Raw genomic sequence first — 19,218 nt, forward strand, 5'->3', positions numbered from 1 at the left:
TGTTTCACGTGAAACATTTTGACGTCATCGTCGTCGGAGGGGGGCACGCCGGGACCGAGGCAGCGCATGCCGCAGCCCGGATGGGGGCTAACACCGCGCTTGTCACGATGCGCCGCGAGGCGATCGGGGTGATGTCCTGCAACCCGGCGATCGGCGGGCTTGGGAAAGGCCATCTGGTGCGCGAAGTCGACGCGATGGATGGGGTGATGGGCAAGGCTGCCGATCGTGCGGGCATTCAGTTTCGCTTGCTGAATCGACGCAAGGGTCCTGCGGTGCAGGGTCCGAGAACACAGGCGGACCGCAAGCTCTATCGCCTCGCGATCGCCGAGCTTTGTGCGGGGCAGCCCCGTCTCGAAATCGTCGAAGGCGAAGTGGTCGATCTTCTGATGGATGGGGTCGCCATTTCCGGCGTGCGTCTGCAGGACGGGTCGGAGATTTCTGCTGCTGCGGTCGTGATGACGACCGGCACGTTTCTGAACGGCGTCATTCACATCGGTGATCAACGGACCGCAGGGGGCCGCGTCGGAGATCGCCCCTCTGTACCGCTTTCGCATCGGCTGCGGGAGCTTGCGCCGAATGTTGGGCGTTTGAAAACCGGCACGCCGCCGCGGCTTGATGGAAAGACCATCAATTGGGATATCCTTGAGGCACAGCCCGGCGACGATGATCCTGTGATGCTGAGTTTCCTGAGCCAAAAGCCGTTCGTGCGGCAGATTGCCTGTGGCATCACCCATACGAACGAATCGACCCACGAGGTGATTCGGAATAACCTTCAGCGGTCCGCGATGTACGGTGGGCACATCGAAGGCGTCGGGCCGCGCTATTGCCCGTCGATCGAGGACAAGGTGGTGCGGTTTGCCGATAAAACCTCGCATCAGGTGTTCCTCGAGCCCGAGGGTCTGGACGACGACACGGTTTATCCGAACGGAATTTCCACGTCTTTGCCGAGTGATGTGCAAGAAGCCTATGTGCGCTCGATCCGGGGTCTTGAGGAGGTTCGTATCCTGCAGCCTGGCTATGCGATCGAATATGACTTTGTCGATCCGCGGGCATTGACCTTGACGCTGGAACTGCGGGAGCAGGCGGGTCTTTTCCTTGCGGGCCAAATCAATGGTACCACCGGCTATGAAGAAGCCGCCGCGCAAGGGCTTGTTGCGGGTCTGAATGCGGCTTGCAAAGCCCTCGGGCGTGAGCCAGTCACCTTCAGCCGGACCGATTCCTATATTGGCGTGATGATCGACGATCTTGTGGGGCGCGGGGTCAATGAACCCTATCGCATGTTCACCTCGCGCGCCGAGTATCGGCTTTTCCTTCGGGCTGACAATGCGGATCAGCGACTTACACCGCGCGGTATCGAGCTTGGGTGTGTCGGGGAGGAACGCGCGCGGGCTTTCGCGTGCAAGAGTGATGCGATGGACGCAGGAAAGGCAATCCTCGATTCGATTGTCTTAACTCCGAAGCAGGCAGTTTCTCTTGGTCTCGAGCTCAATCAGGATGGGGTCAAGCGCAGCGCGTTCCAATTGCTTTCGTTCCCTCAGGTCACCTTCGGCCAACTTGCGGGCTTGTTTCCAGAATTGGCGAATATCCCCGCAGCGACTGCAGAGCAGCTTTCGAACGAGGCGCTCTATGCAAATTATATCGCCCGGCAGCAACGTGACGTCGAGGCGATGCGCCGCGACGAGAATTGGGAGATTCCCATCGATTTTGACTATGGCGTTCTGTCTGGCCTGTCCAACGAGCTGAAGCTGAAATTCTCTGCCGCGGCGCCGCGCACTCTGCATCAGGCGGGTCAGGTTGATGGTGCGACGCCGGCCGCTTTGGCCTTGATCCTTGCGCGTTTGCGGCAGAACAAGCGGGCAGCGCAGAAATGACCGGTCCGGAGCTCTTCGCTGCTCACTTCGATGTTTCACGTGAAACAATTCAGCTGCTGGAGCAGCTGGAAGCGCTGCTGCGCAAATGGAATTCGGCGATCAATCTGGTTTCGCCGAATACATTGTCGGAAATCTGGTCGCGCCATTTTCTCGATTCGGCACAGCTTCTCGATATGCTTGACACCACTCCCGAGCGCTGGGGTGATCTTGGAAGCGGCGGTGGCTTTCCCGGCCTGGTCGTTGGCGTTCTTGCCAAGGAAAGGTTTCCGGATATGAAGCTGACCTTGGTTGAAAGCGACAAGCGCAAGGCGGCATTCCTGGCGAATGCCGTTCGAGATCTGGGTATTTTCGCGAAGGTCGAGCCCATGCGCATCGAGATGCTGGGTCCACTTCATGCCGACGTGCTTTCCGCGCGCGCACTTGCATCGCTTGATCTTCTTCTTGGCTTTGCCGAGCGTCATCTGTCACCCGATGGCATCGCACTCTTTCCAAAGGGAAATCGTTGGCGCGAAGAGGTTGCGTTGGCGAAGCAGAAATGGTCCTTTGACTGCGAACAGAAACCCAGTGCCACGGATCCGGAGTCTGTGGTCTTGAAAATCAAGGGGTTGCAACGTGTCTGATCTCACACGCCCGGCTCAGCCTAGAATCATAGCCATCGCCAACCAGAAGGGCGGTGTCGGGAAAACGACCACGGCAATCAATCTTGCCGCGGCGATGGCAGAACGTGGATGCCGCGTTTTGCTCGTCGATCTTGATCCGCAGGGGAACGCTTCAACCGGTTTGGGTATTGAAGCGCAGGACCGAAAGTTCAGCACCTACGATTTGATCTTTGGGGATGCTCCGCTTTCGGATGTCATCCAGCAAACGGCCTTCGAAGGCCTTTTCATTTCGCCTGCGACGACTGATCTTTCGTCCGCGGATATGGAACTGGTTTCGTCAGAGAAACGCAGCTTTCTGCTGCATGATGCGCTGCGGCAGACTGACATCGATCGCTATGCGTTTGACTATGTGCTGATCGACTGCCCGCCGTCGCTCACTCTGATGACCGTGAATGCCATGGTTGCGGCGCAATCCATCCTGGTTCCGCTGCAGGCCGAGTTCTTCGCGCTCGAAGGACTGTCGCAGTTGATGCTGACGATTCGCGAGGTTCGTCAGACGGCGAACCGGGATTTGCGCATCGAGGGCGTGGTTCTGACGATGTACGATGTGCGTAACAACCTCTCGCAGCAAGTGGAAGCTGATGCGCGGGCAACGCTGGGGGAACTGGTGTTCCGCACGATGATCCCGCGTAACGTGCGGATTTCTGAAGCACCCTCCTATGCTCTACCGGTTCTGAGCTACGATGCCGGGTCGAAGGGCGCCGAGGCTTATCGATCGCTGGCGGCAGAATTGCTTGACCACCACGCAACAACAAGAACGAAAGGCTAGGTCATGAGCGACAAGAAACCCGAGCGCCGCGGCCTTGGTCGCGGTCTGTCTGCGCTGATGGCGGATGTTCAGCTTCCGGCCGTGGAGCCCGAAACCGCTCCGCGTCGCAAGGATCTCCTGGTTCCCATTGAAAAAATCGTCCCGAATCCGGATCAGCCGCGCCGAACCTTCGCGCCCGAGGCGCTTGAAGAGCTGCGGGCTTCGATCGCAGAGAAGGGGATCATTCAGCCGCTGATCGTCCGAAAGCATCCGCGCGAAACCGAAATCTACGAGATTGTCGCGGGCGAACGTCGCTGGCGTGCGGCGCAACTGGCGAAATTGCATGAGCTCCCGGTGATCGTGCGCGACTTCACGGACACGGAGGTTCTTGAAGTCGCGATCATCGAAAACATTCAGCGCGCCGATCTGAACCCGCTTGAAGAAGCGATGGGGTATCGGCAGCTGATGGATCGCTTCGGCCATACTCAGGAGAAACTGGCGGAGGCCTTGTCGAAAAGCCGCAGCCATATCGCAAACCTGTTGCGCTTGCTGAACCTGCCCGATGAAGTGCAGGAATTCCTGCGCGAGGGCAAGTTGACGGCGGGACATGCGCGGGCGCTGGTGACCGCAACAGACCCGGTTCGGCTTGCCAAGGATACGATCGCGAAGGGGCTTTCGGTCCGCGACGTCGAACGGCTCGCGAAAGATGGTGGCTCGACGGCGTCTGGATCCTTGGCGAAGGCAGCAGCCTCCCGCGCACCGAGAGAGAAGGATGCGGACACCCGAGCGCTCGAGGCCGATCTTTCGGCCACGATCGGCATGTCGGTCAGCATCGATCATGAGGGGGCGGAAGGCGGGCGTCTCACGATTCGATATGCGACGCTCGACGATCTTGATCGCCTATGCCAGGCGCTGAGCCATATCGGTTGATCTTCAGCTGAAGAATGGCTGTGAACTGATCTTTCGAGGTCGGTTCACAGCCGTTTTTCTTTCGCCTTCTGCCGCTCTTCGAGCAATTGACGCGCGATTTCACCGAGGTTTCGGTGTCGTCCGGTCGCAGCCGCCGTGCGTTGCTTCTGTGCGTCGATCAACGGCTGCAGGTTCGCCATCAGATCGTCGATCTGCGCATGACGCATCTGGGCCCATTTTTCGAAGCTTTCCGCGGCCCGCGCCGACATGAGATTGTCTCCACCGGCCTTCCACGCCGCTTGCACATCCTGCGTGATCTTCTGCCGTTCGGCTTCAAGGCGCAGACGACGCAGGTTCAACTTGGCAAGTTCGGCCATCTCGCGGTCCCGGATCATCGAGGCGATATCGTTCATTGACTCAAGGTCTTTGCGCTTCATTTCCGAGCTCCGCGTTCCCGAGACCGACGACGCATCTTCTCAGCAAAGCGGATAGCCGCTGCCACGGGCCGATAGTGATCAGGGTGGATTTCGTTGCCGATTTCAACCGCCGCATAAAGCGCGCGTGCGGTCGGCGGATCGGAATGGATCGGAACACCGGACTCTGCCGCGACTTCGCGGATCCGTGCCGCAACTTCGTCGACACCTTTTGCCACGCAAATTGGTGCGCGCTTCGCGCCACGTTCCCATTTCAGCGCCACGGCATAGTGCGTCGGGTTGACGATCACCACATCGGCTTTCGCGACATCGGCGATCATCTGCTTGGTTGCGATCTCGATCGCCTTTTGACGGCGTTGCGCCTTGATATGGGGGTCGCCTTCGGACTGTTTCATCTCGTCGGTCAGTTCCTTGCGCGTCATCTTGTTGCGGCGCATGAACTCAAATCTTTGCCACAGGTAGTCTATGGCACCGATGACACCCGCAAGCAGTAGCATCAGCAACAAGAACTCGACGATCATTTCCGGGAAACGACCAGAGATGATGCGGGCGTCATATTGCTGCGCCAGCAGAATTCCCGGAAGTTCGCGCAGGATGAATTTGCCAAGGATGATCGAGATCACCACAAGTTTCACGAAGCTTTTCGCGAATTCGAACAGGCCTGTGCGGCCGAATTTCTGTTTGAAATTCGAGATCGGGTCGATGCGGCTGAACTTCGGCATCAGCTTTTCGGGGGCGAAGACGATCGCGCGTTGCGCCATCAAGGCGCCCAGTACGAAAACGCCGGGCAGGATGAGCCAGGGAGCAATAGAGAGGCCAGCCCGGACCAGAAGACCGCCAGCGACGGCGGTTCCGCCGCCGAGCATTTGCTTGGAGATCGTATCTGCCTGATCGATCAGCACGCTGGCCCAGCTGCCAAAGCTTTCGAGCGTGCTTTTCCCGAAGGCGAGGGCCGTGACGACGAAAGCCGCGTAAACGGCGGCCACTGCGACTTCGGAAGATCGGACCAGATCGCCCTGTTTTCGAGCCTGCTCGATTTTCTGCGGAGTTGGGTCGAATTCCTTTGAGCTGTCGTCTTCCTCGCTCATTGCGCCACCTCGAAGGGGGCTGCGAGGAAGGTTTCGAAGGCGTCATGCCAGACGACAAGCCCGGTCGGCAACGCGATCATCAAAAGCGCAAGGCCGCCGAGGGTCTGCGCCGGGGCGCCGATCATCGTCACCATCAGCTGCGGCATGGCGCGGTTGATGGCGCCAAGTGCGACGTTGTAGATCAGCCCGGCGATGACGAAGGGCGAGGCGATGGAAAAGCCGAGCGCAAAGCTGTGCGAGATGCCGCCGAGGCCCCATCGCCGGAACAGATCGGCATCGGGGAAGGCCCCGGGCGGCAGCACCCTGTAGGAGCCGAGGAAGATCTCGGTGACCTTCACATGCAGGCCGAAGTGCACCGAAATGGCGAGGCCCGCGAGCACGAGAAGTTCTCCGACGGCAGGTTGCGGTTCGCCGGTGGTGCCGCCGAAAAGCTGCGACAGCGAGGTCGATTGCGCGGCGATCGTGCCCGCGATCTGCAGACAAAGCACGAAAAGCCGCAACATTAGGCCAAGGAAAACGCCGATCACGATTTCCGCGAACAACCAGACCACCACGGGCAGGCTGGTGTCCGGAGCATTCACGAAGGGCTGTGCCCCCGGCATCACGATGGCGGTGAAGGCGAGCGAAAGGCCGAGCTTCACCCGCGTCGGCACCATCATCTCGCCAAAGGCCGGCATCACGGACATCGTGCCACCCACACGCAGAAAGACGATGAAGCCGATCCAGAGAAAACTCCGTGCCGATTGCATCAGGTCTGCAAGTTCTGCGGTCATGGTTGCACCACCCCGACCATCGAGGGCCGCGCGTCGAGCCCGATTTCCTCGAAGCTGAGCACCGGGGCAAGAATGCCCTTGGCGCCCAGAACCGTCTTCAGGAAGCGACGACGGCGCGTCGAGGTCACGATTGCGGGGAATATCCCGGATTCGCCCGCACGAGCAATCCGTTCGGCGACGTTGTTGGCAAGACGGTTGAACTTGTCCGGCGGCAGGGCAACGTCGGTCTGACCACGGTCGCCCGCAACCTGGAAAGCCGCGAAAGTGTCTTCCCATTCCGGCGCGAGTTGCAGCAGCGGCAGCGTGCCGTCGTCGCGACGGTATTCGGCGACAAGCTGGAAGCCCAGACGCTGGCGGACATGTTCGCAGATCGCCTCCGGTGATTGCATGCCCCGGACTTCGGCGATGGATTCGACGATCACCAGCAGGTTGCGGATCGAAACACGCTCTTCCAGAAGCAGGCGCAGCACCGCAAGCAGCAGATCGACTGGAACCTTGTCTGGGATCAGTTCGTCCAGAAGGCGACGGTTCGAATCGGCCCGCGCCGCGTCTGAGAGGTTGCACACCTCGTCAAGCAGCCGACGCAGCGCGCGCAGGGTCATCAGCCGGCCGAAGTTGCGACGAATAACCTCAAGAAGATGGGTCGCCAGAACTTCGGTCGGGCTGACGACCGTCGATCCGGCAAGCGCGGCGTCTTCCTGCCGCGAGGGCGGAAGCCAGCGCGCAGGCGCGCCATAGACCGGTTCGCGCACATCCTCGCCGTCGGGCAGGAAGTCGCGGTTGTCGGTGATCAGGGCGAGAACGCGATCGGGGAAGAGCTTGTCCTTGGCCTGTTCGACACCCTGGATGCGGATGCGATAACAGCCGGAATCCAGCGTCGCATCGTCGGTCAGCCGGATTTCGGGCAGGATCAGACCATAGCTTGCGGCAACATGGTTGCGCATGTTGGTGATCCGCGCGTCAAGGCCGGTCGCCGGATCAAGCGCCATCGCCACCAGATCCGGGGCAAATTCGACGTGAATGTCGTCGACATCGAGCACGTCACCGATCGATTTGCGTTTCTTCGGCTCGGCCGTATCGGGCATCTTCATCGCCTCCAGTTCGGCTTTCTTCTGCGCGTTGCGCTTCACCATGTAGGCCGTGCCGCCCAAAACCGCTGCACCCGTCATGAAAGGCACGAAGGGCAGGCCCGGAACTATGGCGAAGCCCGCCATCAGCATTGCGACGGTGATCAGCGCCGAAGGATAGCGCGACAGCTGTTCGAAAAGCGCGGTATCGGCCGAGCCCTTGGCGCCGCCGCGCGACAGCAGGATGGCGGAGCCGATCGAGATGATCACGGCCGGAATCTGGCTGGTGAGGCCGTCGCCGACGGTGAGGATCGCATAGGTTTCAAGCGCGCGATCCAGCGGCATGCCATGCACGATCGTCCCGATCGCAAGGCCGACGACAAGGTTCAAGAGCGTGATCAGAAGACCCGCCACCGCGTCGCCCTTGACGAATTTCGACGCACCGTCTAGCGAGCCGAAGAAGGTCGTTTCCGCCTGTTCCTTTTCGCGCCGCGACCGGGCCTCGGCATGGTCGATGGCGCCGGCGTTCATGTCGCTGTCGATGGCGAGTTGCTTGCCGGGCATCGCATCGAGGGCGAAGCGGGCGCCCACTTCGGCCATCCGGCCCGCGCCCTTGGTGATGACGATGAAGTTGACGATCAGGATCACGCCGAAGACGACGAGCCCGATCATCACCGAGCCGCCCATGATGAAATTGGCAAACCCCTCGATCACATGGCCCGCGGCGGCGGTTCCGGTATGGCCGTTGCCGATGATCAGCTTCGTCGAGGAGACGTTCAGCGACAGCCGCAGCATCAGCGAGGCAAGCAGGATCGTCGGGAAGGCCGAGAAATCCAGCGGCCGCTCGATGAAGAGCGTCACGGTGAAGATCAGGATCGCCAGCGCGAAGGAGACCGCAAGGCCGGTATCCAGCACCCAGGCCGGAACCGGCAGGATCATCATCACGATCACCGCCATCAGCGCCAGCGCCAGAAGGATGGTCGGCTGGAAGATCGCCGACATCGTCAACTTCGGCATCAGTTCACCTCGGTCTTGTTCAGGGAGATGGCGAAGAGACTGGCACCCGGAGCGGCTCCCAGTGGCGGCGAGACGGTCCCGGTGCGGCGCAACAGCGGATAGGAATTCACGCGCGGCGGCTTCGGCGGCGTCATCGGTGCATTCATCGCGGCCACGATGTCCGGAATTTCGGGAATGTTGTCACCGGGCATGCCATTCGGCGCGTCGTTCATTGCCAAAACGTCGTTCTCGGATCCGCCGCCCAGATAGCGCTGGCGCAATTCGGCGAAACGGGCGGAATAGCGATCAGCATGTTCCTTGGTCCGCGAATGATAGGCCCCGGCGGCATCGTTCCACGAGCCGGTCTCGGTGTAGAGATCGGCGAGGAATTGTGCCGCATAAAGCGCATTGGCCTTGGGATCGAACATCTCGTCGATCGACGAGAAATGTTCCGAATGCCATTTGTAATTGATCTGGAAGCAGCCGACGTCGAAGCTGCGGGCCCCGCGTTGGAATTCCTTGAACACATAGGAACGGGCTTCGTCGAGCGTGTCGAACCAGTGCCCGGTCCCCTCCATGTTCACGGTCCAGGGCCAGGGACGCAATTTGCCGTCGATCTTCTTGCCGGTTTCGGTCAGCGTGATCGCTTTCAGCACCGAAACGGGAACACCCGTGCGTTGCGAGGCAAACTCGGCGACCTGTTCGCAAGTGGCGGAAATGCTTTTCGTCGACTCGGACGCCAGCGCAGGACGCAGCGAGGCGGAGAGGCCAAGCATGAAAATTGTGACGATTCGCCAATGCCTTGGCATGGGGTTCCCCCTTGATTCAGCAGTTCTTGCCAAGGCTGAAGCTAGGGAGAGAAGGTTTATATCCGGTAATCAGACGTCAGAATCTTCGGTCTGGGGTCTCAGCTGCGAGAGATATTGGGCATGCAATCCGGGGGCGCCGACCAGCAGTCCCTCGATCTGGGCGCTGGGGGTGTTGAACCGGATCGGTCCGCCGGCGCGGTCTGTCACCAGCGCCCCGGCGCAGGTGGCGATCAGACTTGCCGCGGCGACATCCCATTCCCAGGTCGGGCGCACGGTCAGGCTGGCGTCAAAGCGTCCCTCGGCGACAAGACACAGCCGCCAGGCCAGCGAAGGGCGGAAGAACCGGCGATAAGCGGGCTTTTCCGCGCGCCAGTTCGTGGCGATATCACAGACTTTCGAGGCCAGCAGGCTCGAGCCGTCGATCGGGCCGGGGTCGGAATTGCGGATCGGTTGCCCGTTGAGCAGCGCCGGTCCACCGCGCACGGCGGCATAGGTTTCTTCGAACACGGGCAGATGCACGACACCTGCCAGCACCTCGCCATCTTCGACGACGGCAATGGCATGAGCAAAGCCCGGTTCGTTCGACAGAAAGGCCCGCGTCCCGTCGATCGGATCGACCACGAACAGCCGGTGGCAGGACAGCCGGGCCTCGTCGTCCTGACTTTCCTCGGACAGCCAGCCATAGTCGGGCCGGGCCTTGCGCAGCATATGCGCGAGCAAGTCGTTCACCGCCAGATCGGCTTCCGAGACCGGACCGGCATCACCGGCCTTGTCCCACTGTTTTGGCGCGTGTTTCCAGTATTGCAGCGCCAATTCGCCCGCGGCTTCGGCGGCCCGGATCAGCAGCTCAAGGTCGGTGGCGGCGTCATGCTCCGGCAATCGTCAGCCCCTCGAGCAGAAGCGACGGCACGACGTGGCTCAGATGGCCGCGGGCATCATTGGCGGGGATGATCCGGCGCAGCATCTCGCGCAGGTTTCCGGCCACGGTGCATTCGTTCACCACATGCGAAATCTGACCGTTTTCAACCCAATAGCCTGCGGCCCCGCGCGAATAATCGCCGGTGGTCGGGTTGATCGTCGCGCCGATGAACGAGGTCACCAGAAGCCCGGTGCCCATGTCACGGATCAGATCCTCGCGCGATTTCGTGCCCTGCGACAGCGCCACATTGCCCGCAGCGGGCGAGGGCGGCGTCGATGTTCCACGCGACGCATTGCCGGTGCTTTGCATGCCGAGCTTGCGGGCGGTGGCAAGATCCAGCACCCAGCCGGTCAGCACGCCATCCTCGACGATGGCGCGGCGGGCAGGGGGCAGGCCCTCGGCGTCGAAGGGACGCGAGCCCGAGATGCGGCGGCGGAACGGGTCTTCGATCAGGCTGATGCCTTTGGGCAGCACCTCGGCATGCAGACCGTCGCGCAGCCACGAAGCCCCGCGGGCGATGGCGGTGCCGTTGATCGCCGAGAGAAGATGGCCGATGAGGCTCGCCGCGACGCGTTCATCGAGCAGCACCGGGAAGGATCCGGTTTTCGGCCGCACCGGGCCAAGACGGGCAATGGCACGTTCGCCCGCCTGCGCCCCGATCGAGGTGGCCGAGGGCAGATCGGCGCCGAAAATCCGCGCTTCGGACGCCCAGTCGCGTTCCATTGCCTCGCCTTCGCCCGCAATCGCGACGGCGGAGGTCGAGCGCGAGGTGCGGGCGTAACCGCCCGAAAAACCGTTTGTTCCCGCCATGTGCAGCAGCCGCTTCGACCACGAGGCCGAGGCCGATTGCACCTGCGAGACACCTTTCACCGCCAGCGCCGCGGCTTCCGCCTCGCGCGCGTCGGTTTCCAGCGCCGTGGCCGAGGGTTCCGCACCCGGATCGGCCAGTTCCAGCGCCGCAGCGTCCCAGTCCCGGGCCAGTTGCGCCGGATCGGCGAGACCGGCATGGGGGTCTTCGGGCGCCTCGCGCGCCATCGCCACCGCACGTTCGGCCATGTCGGTCATCGTGCGGGCGGAAATATCGGAGGCCGAGACACAGGCCTGACGCCCGCCAATCAGCACCCGCAAGCCGATCTCCAGCCCTTCGGAGCGTTCCGCCTGTTCCAGCACCCCGCCGCGGACATCAATCGACACGGCGCGGCCATCGACGGCGATCGCATCGGCGGCCTCGGCCCCGGCCTTGCGGGCGGCGGAGAGCAGAGCATCGGTCAGATCGGCAAGAACGGGGGGCATCGGCTCTCCTTGTGAAAAACCGCCCGGGAAACCGGGCGGTTTTGCTGTTCCGGTGATATCGTCTTACTTGATCGGCTGGCCGTTGGCCAGAATATGGCCGCCTTCCTTGAACTCGATCTTCGAGGTGAACAGATCATCCCCCGTGGGCACGGCATACATGCCCATCATCATCTTGGCGAACATCACCTGATCTTGCGGCATCACGCCCATGGCAACGAGCCCGTCCATCAGCTTGTTCGCGCCCGACAGCTTCAGATCGACGGCGCCGAGCGGCATCGGCATGCCCATCGAATTGTCGAAAGTGAGCGCGCCGGCGCCGGTCAGCTCGGCCCCGGCAGCGGTCAGTTGCAGCTTGTTGACGTCGAGGCTGTCGATTTCGACGGGCGGCACCGGCGAGGCGGCCGCGGCAGGCGAGAACAGATCGACCATCGCCTTGCCCTTGCCGGTCAGGTCGATGATCAGCGTCGCCGGGCCATGGCCGAGTTTCGTCGTCGGGTCGATCATCTTCCAGATCTGATCCGAGAGGCTGAGCCCGACCAGCGAGACCTTGCCGGTGAAGGGCTGCGGTTCCGCCGTCGCCGCAAGCGGCATGGCAAAGTCGATCTCGCCCTGATCGATGCTTGCCGACATCGGCATCGGGAATTCCGCGGTCTGAACGTCAACCTTGGTCTTGGTACCGGTCGCCGCATAGCGCACCGCATCGCGTGAAAAGGCGATGATCGCATGGCCGCTTTCGGCCGAGCCCGAGACAGTCACCGGACCCTGCTTGGTATCCGAGTCCATCGTGAAGGTCAGCGCGCCATAGCTCATGTCGCTGTTGGTGTGCATGCCCTTGGCGATCGCATCGCCGAGTTTCGCCGCATCGGCGCCCTCGGGCATCATGGTGTCGCCCTTGATCGCCAGATCCTTCATGTCGATCTTTGCGTTGATCGTGGTCGCATCCTCGGGGTCGGTGCCGGTCATCGTCAGCGACATGCCGGTGGCCTTGAGATCGGCCTTGGTGCCCTGACCGCCCACCGAAGACATCGACTGCGTGCCAGTCAGCCCGGTCAGCGTCATGCCCAGAAGGGCGGGCTTGCCGCCCGGAGTCGCGGGTTGTGCCTCGATGTTGGCCGTCACGCTCGGCGCGTCGACGAGATAGGACATCTCCTCGGGCGTGCCCGAAATCACGACGCTGGCATCGGTCTTGTCGATCTTGATCTTTGCCGTCTCGGATTTGCCGGTGGCGTCGGTCGTTTCATTGGTGCCGTCGATTTCGCCATCGACAGTGCCTTGCACGGTCCCGTCGCCCAGATCCTCGAGCAGGATCGAGGGCACGTTCAGCACGGTTTTCGAAACCGTCTTGTCTGTGCCGATCTCGGTGGTGGTCTCGTTCGTCAGGACAAGATCGGAAATCGTCAGAACGTCGCCATCGCGCTCGACCGAGCCGGGGGTGACGGTGAAACCGTAAGCGGAATATTGTTTTTGCCAGCTTTCCCAGACCTGCTCCGGGGTAACGTCGGCGAGTGCCGCCGTCGAGCTCATCAGAAGCGCGATGAAAGTGGTTGTGCCAGCGGACGTGAGCCGTGCCATGGGGACCTCGTGGGTAAAGGAATTGCGCCACCTTCCGCTGCACATCAGTAATGGTCAAGGGGCAATGGGGTTGCTAACACCCTTGGGAAAGCTGACCGCGGAGGGGAAGATGATCCATGTGAAATCGGCCGAGGGCGTCTTTACGGTGACGATCGACCGGCCGGAAAAGGCGAATTCGCTGACCCGTGCAATGTTGTCCGAGATCGCCGATGCGGCCGAGGCGGCAGGCCGTGCCGAGGCGCATGCTTTTGTGCTGCGCGGCACGGGCAAGGTGTTTTCGGCGGGGGCCGATCTGGACGAAGCCCACGCAGGTCTTGCCACCGATCCGGTCTGGGAGCGGCTTTCGGGGGCGGTCGCGGCGCTGCCGTGTCTCACCATCGCGGCGCTGAACGGCACGCTTGCGGGGGGCGCGATGGGGATGGTTCTGGCCTGCGATCTGCGGATTTCCGTGCCGCAGGCCAAGGTCTTCTATCCGGTGATGAAGCTGGGCTTCCTGCCGCAACCCTCTGATCCGAAACGTCTTGCGACACTGATCGGCCCGGCGCGGGCGAAGATGATCCTGATGGCAGGCCAAAAGATCGAGGCGGCCGAGGCGTTGACCTGGGGCCTGATCGACCGGATCGTCGCCCCCGAGGCGATGGAAGAGACCTTGGCAGCGCTTGTCGCCGATGTGACCGCCGCCAAGCCTGCGCATGTGGCGGCGATCAAGGCGCTGATCTGATCAGAGGTAGTGGCTTTCCTTCCGGAAATGCCGGACCAGCATGTAATAGATCACCGCGCGGTATTTGCGCGGCTCCGAGCGGCCATAGGTCTCGATCGCGGCATCGATGGCATCGTCGAGATCCGGCCCCTCGGGCAGGCCCAGTTTCTTGCCCAGAAAATTGCGTCGAATGTGATCGATCTCGGATTTCTGCGTCGCTGCGACGATCTCGGCATCGGGATCGTAGATTGCTGGTCCGCAGCCGATCGTGACCTTTTCCAAAAGCGCCATGTCCGGGGTTATGCCGCATTTGCCCTGCAAATCCTCGGCATATTTCGCAATCAATGCGTCCCGCTTGCCCATCGTCCTTTTCTCCCGTGTCGGCGCGCTTCGTCCCGCGCAAAGCCTAGGCGGGAGTTCGTCGTGAAACAAAGGGAAATCCCCGGATCCGCGCGGGCTGCGGCGCGTCTTTGCCGATCGGGCAGGGCCAACGAAAAGCGGGGCCCGAAGGCCCCGCTTGCTGCCCATGAAGGCAGGATCAGTAGCGGTAGTGGTCCGACTTGAACGGGCCTTCGACGGTGACGCCGATATAGGCTGCCTGATCGGGACGCAGCGTCGTCAGTTTCACGCCGATCTTCTTCAGATGCAGACGCGCCACCTTTTCATCGAGCGATTTCGGCAGGATGTAGACGCCGGGCTGATACTCGGCGCCCTTGGTGAACAGCTCGATCTGCGCCAGCACCTGGTTGGTGAAGCTGGCCGACATCACGAAGCTGGGGTGACCCGTGGCGTTGCCGAGGTTCAGCAGACGGCCTTCGGACAGCAGGATGATCCGCGCGCCCGAGGGCATCTCGATCATGTCCACCTGGTCCTTGATGTTGGTCCATTTGTGGTTGCGCAGGGCAGCGACCTGAATTTCGTTGTCGAAATGGCCGATGTTGCCGACGATGGCCATGTCCTTCATCTCGCGCATGTGCTCGATGCGGATCACGTCCTTGTTGCCGGTGGTGGTGATGAAGATGTCGGCGTCGGCGACGACGTCTTCCAGCACCACGACTTCGAACCCGTCCATCGCGGCTTGCAGCGCGCAGATCGGATCGACTTCGGTCACCTTCACCCGGGCGCCAGCCCCGCGGAGCGACGCCGCCGAGCCCTTGCCCACGTCGCCATAACCGCAGACGACCGCGACCTTGCCCGCCATCATCGTGTCGGTGGCGCGGCGGATGCCGTCAACCAGCGATTCCTTGCAGCCGTATTTGTTGTCGAATTTCGACTTGGTGACAGAGTCGTTCACGTTGATCGCCGGGAAGGGCAGCTGGCCCTTCTTGTGCAGGTCGTAAAGACGATGCACGCCCGTCGTGGTTTCCTCCGAAACGCCCTTGATCGCTTCGCGCTGCTGGGTGAACCAGCCGGGGGTCTCCACCATGCGCTTCTTGATCTGGTTGAACAGGCAGACTTCCTCTTCCGAGGTGGGCGTGGCGATCAGATCGGTTTCCCCGGCTTCGACGCGGGCGCCGAGCAGGATGTACAGCGTCGCATCGCCGCCATCGTCGAGGATCATGTTGCAGGTGCCTTCCGGGAACTGGAAGATCTTGTCCGTATAGGCCCAGTATTCTTCCAGCGTCTCGCCCTTGACGGCAAAGACCGGCGTGCCGCCCGCGGCGATGGCGGCGGCGGCGTGGTCCTGGGTCGAGAAGATGTTGCACGAGGCCCAACGCACGTCGGCGCCGAGCGCCTTCAGCGTTTCGATCAGCACCGCGGTCTGGATCGTCATGTGCAGCGAACCGGCGATGCGGGCGCCCTTCAGCGGCTGGCTTTTGCCGAATTCCTCGCGGCAAGCCATCAGGCCCGGCATTTCGGTTTCGGCAATGTCCAGTTCCTTGCGGCCGAACTCGGCCAGTTTGATATCCTTGACGATGTAATCGGCCATCGGGCGCTCCTCGAATTTCAGTCGGCGGTTGCATAGCACCTTGAGCCCCTTGGCGCAACGAACCCAACCTGCGACGTTTACAGACCCTTTCGCTTTGGCTAGCACGGGGCAAAACGGGGGAAAGTCGATGAAACGGGCGTGGCAGAGGATGCTTTCGGGGCGCAGGCTGGATCTGCTCGACCCGACGCCGATGGATATCGAAATCGAGGATATCGCCCACGGCCTGGCCTTCGTCGCGCGCTGGAACGGGCAGACGCTCGGCGATTACGCCTATTCGGTGGCAGAGCATTCGCTGCTGGTGGAAGAGCTTTTCGCCCGCGCCAATCCCGGCATCGATCTGCGCTGGCGGTTGGCGGCGCTTCTGCACGATGCGCCCGAATATGTGCTCGGCGACATGATCAGCCCGGTCAAGGCGGCAATCGGGGCTGACTATGGGGAGCTGGATGCGCGGTTGACGGCGGCGGTGCATCTGCGCTTTGGCCTGCCCGCCGTGCTGCCCGCCCCGATCAAGAAGGCGATCAAGGCGGCAGACACGGTTTCAGCCCGGCTCGAGGCCGAACAGATCGCAGGTTTTTCAGAGGCCGAGGCGGACAGGATCTTTGGAAAGCCCGATCCTGTCCTTGTGCGGGGTCTGGCGATCCGCCTGCGTCCCCCGCCCGAGGTGCGCGCAGATTTTACCGCGCGCCACCATGCCTTGCTGAGTGCCCTCAGCGGTTGAACTTGTATTCGCCAGCGTTGCGGGCGCGGGGGGCATAGCCACCCATGGCCAGAGCCATCACTTCTCCAAGAATCCGAAACATCACGGATCTCCTTTACTTCACTTGTGGCCCCAAAATGCCTTGACCGGCGTCGCAAGGCGAGTCAGGAATTTTTCCACAGGTGATAGGTGAGCTAACAGATGAGCGAGATCGATTGGCGGCGTATGCCCCCGCTTACAGCGCTGCGCGCCTTTGCCGCAACGGCAAGCGAGGGGGGGTTCAGTGCGGCGGCCCGCAAGCTGAATGTCACCCACGCTGCCATAGCGCAACAAGTTCGCGCGCTTGAGGCCGATCTGGACGTGCCGCTGGTGTGGCGGGACGGCAAGCATCTGCACCTGACCCCCGAGGGCGAACGCTTCGCCAAGGCGCTGGCGGACGGGTTTTCGATGATACAATCGGCGGCAGAAATGCTGCGCGCGGACAATAGCGAGAAGGCGCTTTCGGTGACGGTTCCCCCGGCTTTTGCCTCGGAATGGCTGATGCCGCGACTTGCGCGGTTCTGGAAGAAACACCCCGATATTCCGCTCTCGCTGTTGCCCGATCCGCGGGTGGTGGATCTGAAGGAAATCGGTGCGAATATCGGTATTCGTTTTGGCGTAGGAAAATGGCCGGGCGTTATTTCCGAATTTCTGACGGCTGCCCCTCAGGTTGTAGTGGCGGCGCCGGAATTGCTGGGAGGGCGAAAGAAACTATCTCTGCGCGAAATGGCGATGCTGCCGTGGGTGCGGGAAGGCGATTGGCCCGAACAGATGCAACTATTGGAGTCCATGGGGCTGGTTCCGGCGGCGCTGAAATTCGTCGATTTCCCGAACGAGGAATTGGCGCTTGCGGCCGCGCGCGAAGGGATCGGCCTGCATCTGGAAACCGAGGCTCTGATCGTTGAAGATCTCAAAATCGGCTGGCTGGTGAAAATTCACGAACTGACCGAGGAAAGCTTGGGCTATTATATCGTAAGGCCGCCGGGTCGATTGAACCCCGCGGCCAAGATCTTCATCGAGTGGTTGAAGGCAGAAGCCTGATCAGATCGTCAGATCCTCGAGCGATTTGCCCGCGGCCAGCGCGGCTTCGACCCATTTCGGCTTGCGGCCGCGCCCGGTCCAGGTTTCGGACGGGTTTTCCGGGTTCGCATATTTTGCTGCAACGGTCTTGCGCGGCTTGGTGGCGCCTGCAACGGCCAGGATTTCGGCCAGCGGATAGCCCATCTTGCGGGCCATTTCTTCCAGCTCTGCGAGAGCTTCCTTTTTCTTGCGATCTTCGTAAGTCGCAATCGCGCGATCGACCTTGGACCGCAGCGCCTTGAGTTCGTTCAGAGAAAGCGCATCGATATCCATGAAAGCCTCCGGTGAAGTGGTTTCATGGATATCGAGTATTATTCCCGCGCAATCAAGATTTATTTATTATCGCGGGCTGCGTTTGGCCAAAATCCGCTGCAACGTGCGACGGTGCATATTGAGACGCCGCGCGGTTTCCGAGACGTTGCGATCGCAAAGCTCGTAAACGCGCTGGATATGTTCCCAACGCACGCGGTCGGCGCTCATCGGATTTTCCGGCGGCGGCGGCAAGGATTCCCCCTTGGCCAGAAGCGCATTGGTGATGTCATTCGCATCGGCTGGTTTCGACAGATAATCCGTCGCGCCCATTTTCACCGCCGCAACCGCGGTGGCAATCGCGCCATATCCGGTCAGCACGACGATCCGCGCCTCGGGGCGACGCTCGCGCAGCGCTTCCACCACTTCAAGACCATTGCCGTCTTCCAGCCGCAGGTCGATCACGGCATAGGCCGGTGCCCGGTTCTGCACGATCGCCTTGCCGGCCGAAACCGTTTCCGCGATCTCGGTCTGAAAACCGCGCTTTTCCATTGCGCGCGCAAGCCGGGTCAGGAAAGCGTTATCGTCATCGACCAGCAGCAGCGACCTGTCGCTCCCGAGTTCGGCGAATTCTTCTTCGGCCATGGCTCCCCCTTTCACCCTCTTTGTTCAAGTCTAAATCTATATTTGGCGCTGGTCAATTTCCGTTGCCGGAACCGGGCGTTGCGCCCTCGGACTTCAGCGCGTCAAGGAAGCAGCCGACACTTTCGGCCACCGTTTCGGGTGTGGCATCGCGATCGTAATAATCGAGGAAGCCAAGCTTCGGATCCATCAGATAGGTCTGGGTCGAATGATCGACCAAGGTCGCCGGATCACCGGGCGTGCGGATCATGTAATAGGCGCGATAGGCCTTGACCGCGGCGTCGACCTGCTCGGTCGTACCGGTCAGGCCGATCATTTTCGGGCTCATCAGATCGGTGAATTCGCTCAGCACGGGCGGCGTGTCCCGGGTCGGATCGACCGAGATGAAGATCGGCGTCACGTCGTAACCGCGCGTCGACAGCAGATCGATCGCGGCCGCGTTGCGGGTGCTGTCGATCGGGCAGACATCGGGGCAATAGGTGTAGCCAAAGTAAATCAGGCTCGGCTTGGTGATCACGTCCTTGTCGGTGACGGTCGCACCGGTTTCCGAAACCAGCGTGAACGGCCCGCCGATCTTGGCGGCGGCACTGCCAACGCCCTTGCGGCATTGCGCGAAGCGATCGGGTTCCGAACTGCCGAAGGACAGGACGACAGAGACGCCCACCACGGCGACGACGGCTGCCGTGGCAACCAGCGCGGCGGTCTTGCTCGAAACGTTCATCGCTTCTCCTTCACGTGCAGGT

At 61.7% G+C, this 19,218-nt stretch carries 20 protein-coding genes; 7 read left to right on the forward strand and 13 right to left on the reverse strand.

The features are described from left to right. Positions 1 to 8 precede the first annotated feature (8 nt). From mnmG to C8J30_RS04235, 4 genes are read left to right on the forward strand one after another with little or no spacing between them, the layout of a single operon-like run. On the forward strand, positions 9 to 1,871 hold the full coding sequence (gene mnmG, locus C8J30_RS04220) for a tRNA uridine-5-carboxymethylaminomethyl(34) synthesis enzyme MnmG (protein ID WP_110804474.1): 1,863 nt from the start codon (positions 9 to 11) through the stop codon (positions 1,869 to 1,871). Beyond that, positions 1,868 to 2,491 carry a 16S rRNA (guanine(527)-N(7))-methyltransferase RsmG gene (gene rsmG, locus C8J30_RS04225; RefSeq protein WP_110804475.1) on the forward strand — a complete coding sequence of 208 codons (624 nt, stop codon included), beginning with the start codon at positions 1,868 to 1,870 and terminating at the stop codon, positions 2,489 to 2,491. Before mnmG ends, rsmG begins: the two co-directional genes overlap by 4 nt. Beyond that, complete coding sequence (locus tag C8J30_RS04230) at positions 2,484 to 3,299, forward strand: ParA family protein (RefSeq protein WP_110804476.1); 816 nt, start codon at positions 2,484 to 2,486, stop codon at positions 3,297 to 3,299. Before rsmG ends, C8J30_RS04230 begins: the two co-directional genes overlap by 8 nt. Positions 3,300 to 3,302: 3 nt before the next feature. Further along, complete coding sequence (locus C8J30_RS04235) at positions 3,303 to 4,208, forward strand: ParB/RepB/Spo0J family partition protein (protein WP_110804477.1); 906 nt, start codon at positions 3,303 to 3,305, stop codon at positions 4,206 to 4,208. A 44-nt stretch (positions 4,209 to 4,252) separates the two neighbouring features. Here the strand turns inward: C8J30_RS04235 and C8J30_RS04240 are convergent, their stop codons facing one another. The 8 genes from C8J30_RS04240 to C8J30_RS04275 all read right to left on the reverse strand — a co-directional run bounded on the left by C8J30_RS04240 (position 4,253) and on the right by C8J30_RS04275 (position 13,138). Further along, positions 4,253 to 4,564, reverse strand: a complete 312-nt coding sequence (locus C8J30_RS04240) for a hypothetical protein (protein ID WP_146227861.1) — start codon at positions 4,562 to 4,564, stop codon at positions 4,253 to 4,255. A 56-nt stretch (positions 4,565 to 4,620) separates the two neighbouring features. Further along, positions 4,621 to 5,709: a flagellar type III secretion system protein FlhB gene (gene flhB / locus C8J30_RS04245; protein ID WP_110804479.1), complete on the reverse strand. Its 1,089-nt coding sequence runs from the start codon at positions 5,707 to 5,709 to the stop codon at positions 4,621 to 4,623. Next, positions 5,706 to 6,482: a flagellar biosynthetic protein FliR gene (locus C8J30_RS04250; protein ID WP_110804480.1), complete on the reverse strand. Its 777-nt coding sequence runs from the start codon at positions 6,480 to 6,482 to the stop codon at positions 5,706 to 5,708. Before C8J30_RS04250 ends, flhB begins: the two co-directional genes overlap by 4 nt. Further along, the gene (gene flhA / locus C8J30_RS04255) at positions 6,479 to 8,566 is read right to left on the reverse strand and encodes a flagellar biosynthesis protein FlhA (RefSeq protein WP_110804481.1); all 2,088 of its coding nucleotides are present in this window, start codon (positions 8,564 to 8,566) and stop codon (positions 6,479 to 6,481) included. Before flhA ends, C8J30_RS04250 begins: the two co-directional genes overlap by 4 nt. Then, entirely contained in the window at positions 8,566 to 9,321 is a 756-nt protein-coding gene (locus C8J30_RS04260) for a transglycosylase SLT domain-containing protein (protein WP_245909706.1), read from the reverse strand. The genes flhA and C8J30_RS04260 overlap by 1 nt, the downstream gene beginning before the upstream one ends. A gap of 102 nt (positions 9,322 to 9,423) precedes the next feature. Next, positions 9,424 to 10,233 carry an inositol monophosphatase family protein gene (locus tag C8J30_RS04265; RefSeq protein ID WP_110804483.1) on the reverse strand — a complete coding sequence of 270 codons (810 nt, stop codon included), beginning with the start codon at positions 10,231 to 10,233 and terminating at the stop codon, positions 9,424 to 9,426. Beyond that, positions 10,220 to 11,566: a TldD/PmbA family protein gene (locus tag C8J30_RS04270; protein ID WP_110804484.1), complete on the reverse strand. Its 1,347-nt coding sequence runs from the start codon at positions 11,564 to 11,566 to the stop codon at positions 10,220 to 10,222. Before C8J30_RS04270 ends, C8J30_RS04265 begins: the two co-directional genes overlap by 14 nt. A 63-nt stretch (positions 11,567 to 11,629) precedes the next feature. Continuing rightward, entirely contained in the window at positions 11,630 to 13,138 is a 1,509-nt protein-coding gene (locus C8J30_RS04275) for a DUF2125 domain-containing protein (protein WP_181420768.1), read from the reverse strand. A 109-nt stretch (positions 13,139 to 13,247) separates the two neighbouring features. Here C8J30_RS04275 and C8J30_RS04280 point away from each other — a divergent pair, with 109 nt between their 5' ends. Then, complete coding sequence (locus tag C8J30_RS04280; RefSeq protein ID WP_110804711.1) at positions 13,248 to 13,859, forward strand: enoyl-CoA hydratase/isomerase family protein; 612 nt, start codon at positions 13,248 to 13,250, stop codon at positions 13,857 to 13,859. Here the strand turns inward: C8J30_RS04280 and C8J30_RS04285 are convergent, their stop codons facing one another. Beyond that, positions 13,860 to 14,201 (reverse strand): DUF2853 family protein, encoded by a 342-nt coding sequence (locus C8J30_RS04285; protein WP_110804486.1) that lies wholly within the window; start codon positions 14,199 to 14,201, stop codon positions 13,860 to 13,862. 175 nt (positions 14,202 to 14,376) lie between these two features. Further along, a complete protein-coding gene (gene ahcY / locus C8J30_RS04290; RefSeq protein WP_110804487.1) occupies positions 14,377 to 15,768 on the reverse strand; it encodes an adenosylhomocysteinase in 1,392 nt (463 codons plus the stop codon). 127 nt (positions 15,769 to 15,895) lie between these two features. Between ahcY and C8J30_RS04295 the strand changes: the two genes are divergently transcribed. Next, entirely contained in the window at positions 15,896 to 16,486 is a 591-nt protein-coding gene (locus C8J30_RS04295; RefSeq protein ID WP_110804488.1) for an HD domain-containing protein, read from the forward strand. A gap of 180 nt (positions 16,487 to 16,666) precedes the next feature. Beyond that, on the forward strand, positions 16,667 to 17,545 hold the full coding sequence (locus C8J30_RS04300) for a LysR family transcriptional regulator (protein ID WP_110804489.1): 879 nt from the start codon (positions 16,667 to 16,669) through the stop codon (positions 17,543 to 17,545). Here the strand turns inward: C8J30_RS04300 and hvrA are convergent, their stop codons facing one another. From hvrA to senC, 3 genes are all read right to left on the reverse strand, one after another. Then, a complete protein-coding gene (hvrA, locus tag C8J30_RS04305; RefSeq protein WP_110804490.1) occupies positions 17,546 to 17,857 on the reverse strand; it encodes a trans-acting regulatory protein HvrA in 312 nt (103 codons plus the stop codon). It abuts the gene before it with no gap. A 66-nt stretch (positions 17,858 to 17,923) separates the two neighbouring features. Next, positions 17,924 to 18,478 (reverse strand): ActR/PrrA/RegA family redox response regulator transcription factor, encoded by a 555-nt coding sequence (locus tag C8J30_RS04310; protein WP_110804491.1) that lies wholly within the window; start codon positions 18,476 to 18,478, stop codon positions 17,924 to 17,926. A gap of 52 nt (positions 18,479 to 18,530) precedes the next feature. Then, positions 18,531 to 19,196, reverse strand: a complete 666-nt coding sequence (gene senC, locus C8J30_RS04315; protein ID WP_110804492.1) for a cbb3 -type cytochrome c oxidase assembly copper chaperone SenC — start codon at positions 19,194 to 19,196, stop codon at positions 18,531 to 18,533. Positions 19,197 to 19,218: the final 22 nt, after the last annotated feature.

The sequence above is a fragment of the Rhodobacter viridis genome (assembly GCF_003217355.1).
GTDB lineage: Bacteria > Pseudomonadota > Alphaproteobacteria > Rhodobacterales > Rhodobacteraceae > Rhodobacter > Rhodobacter viridis.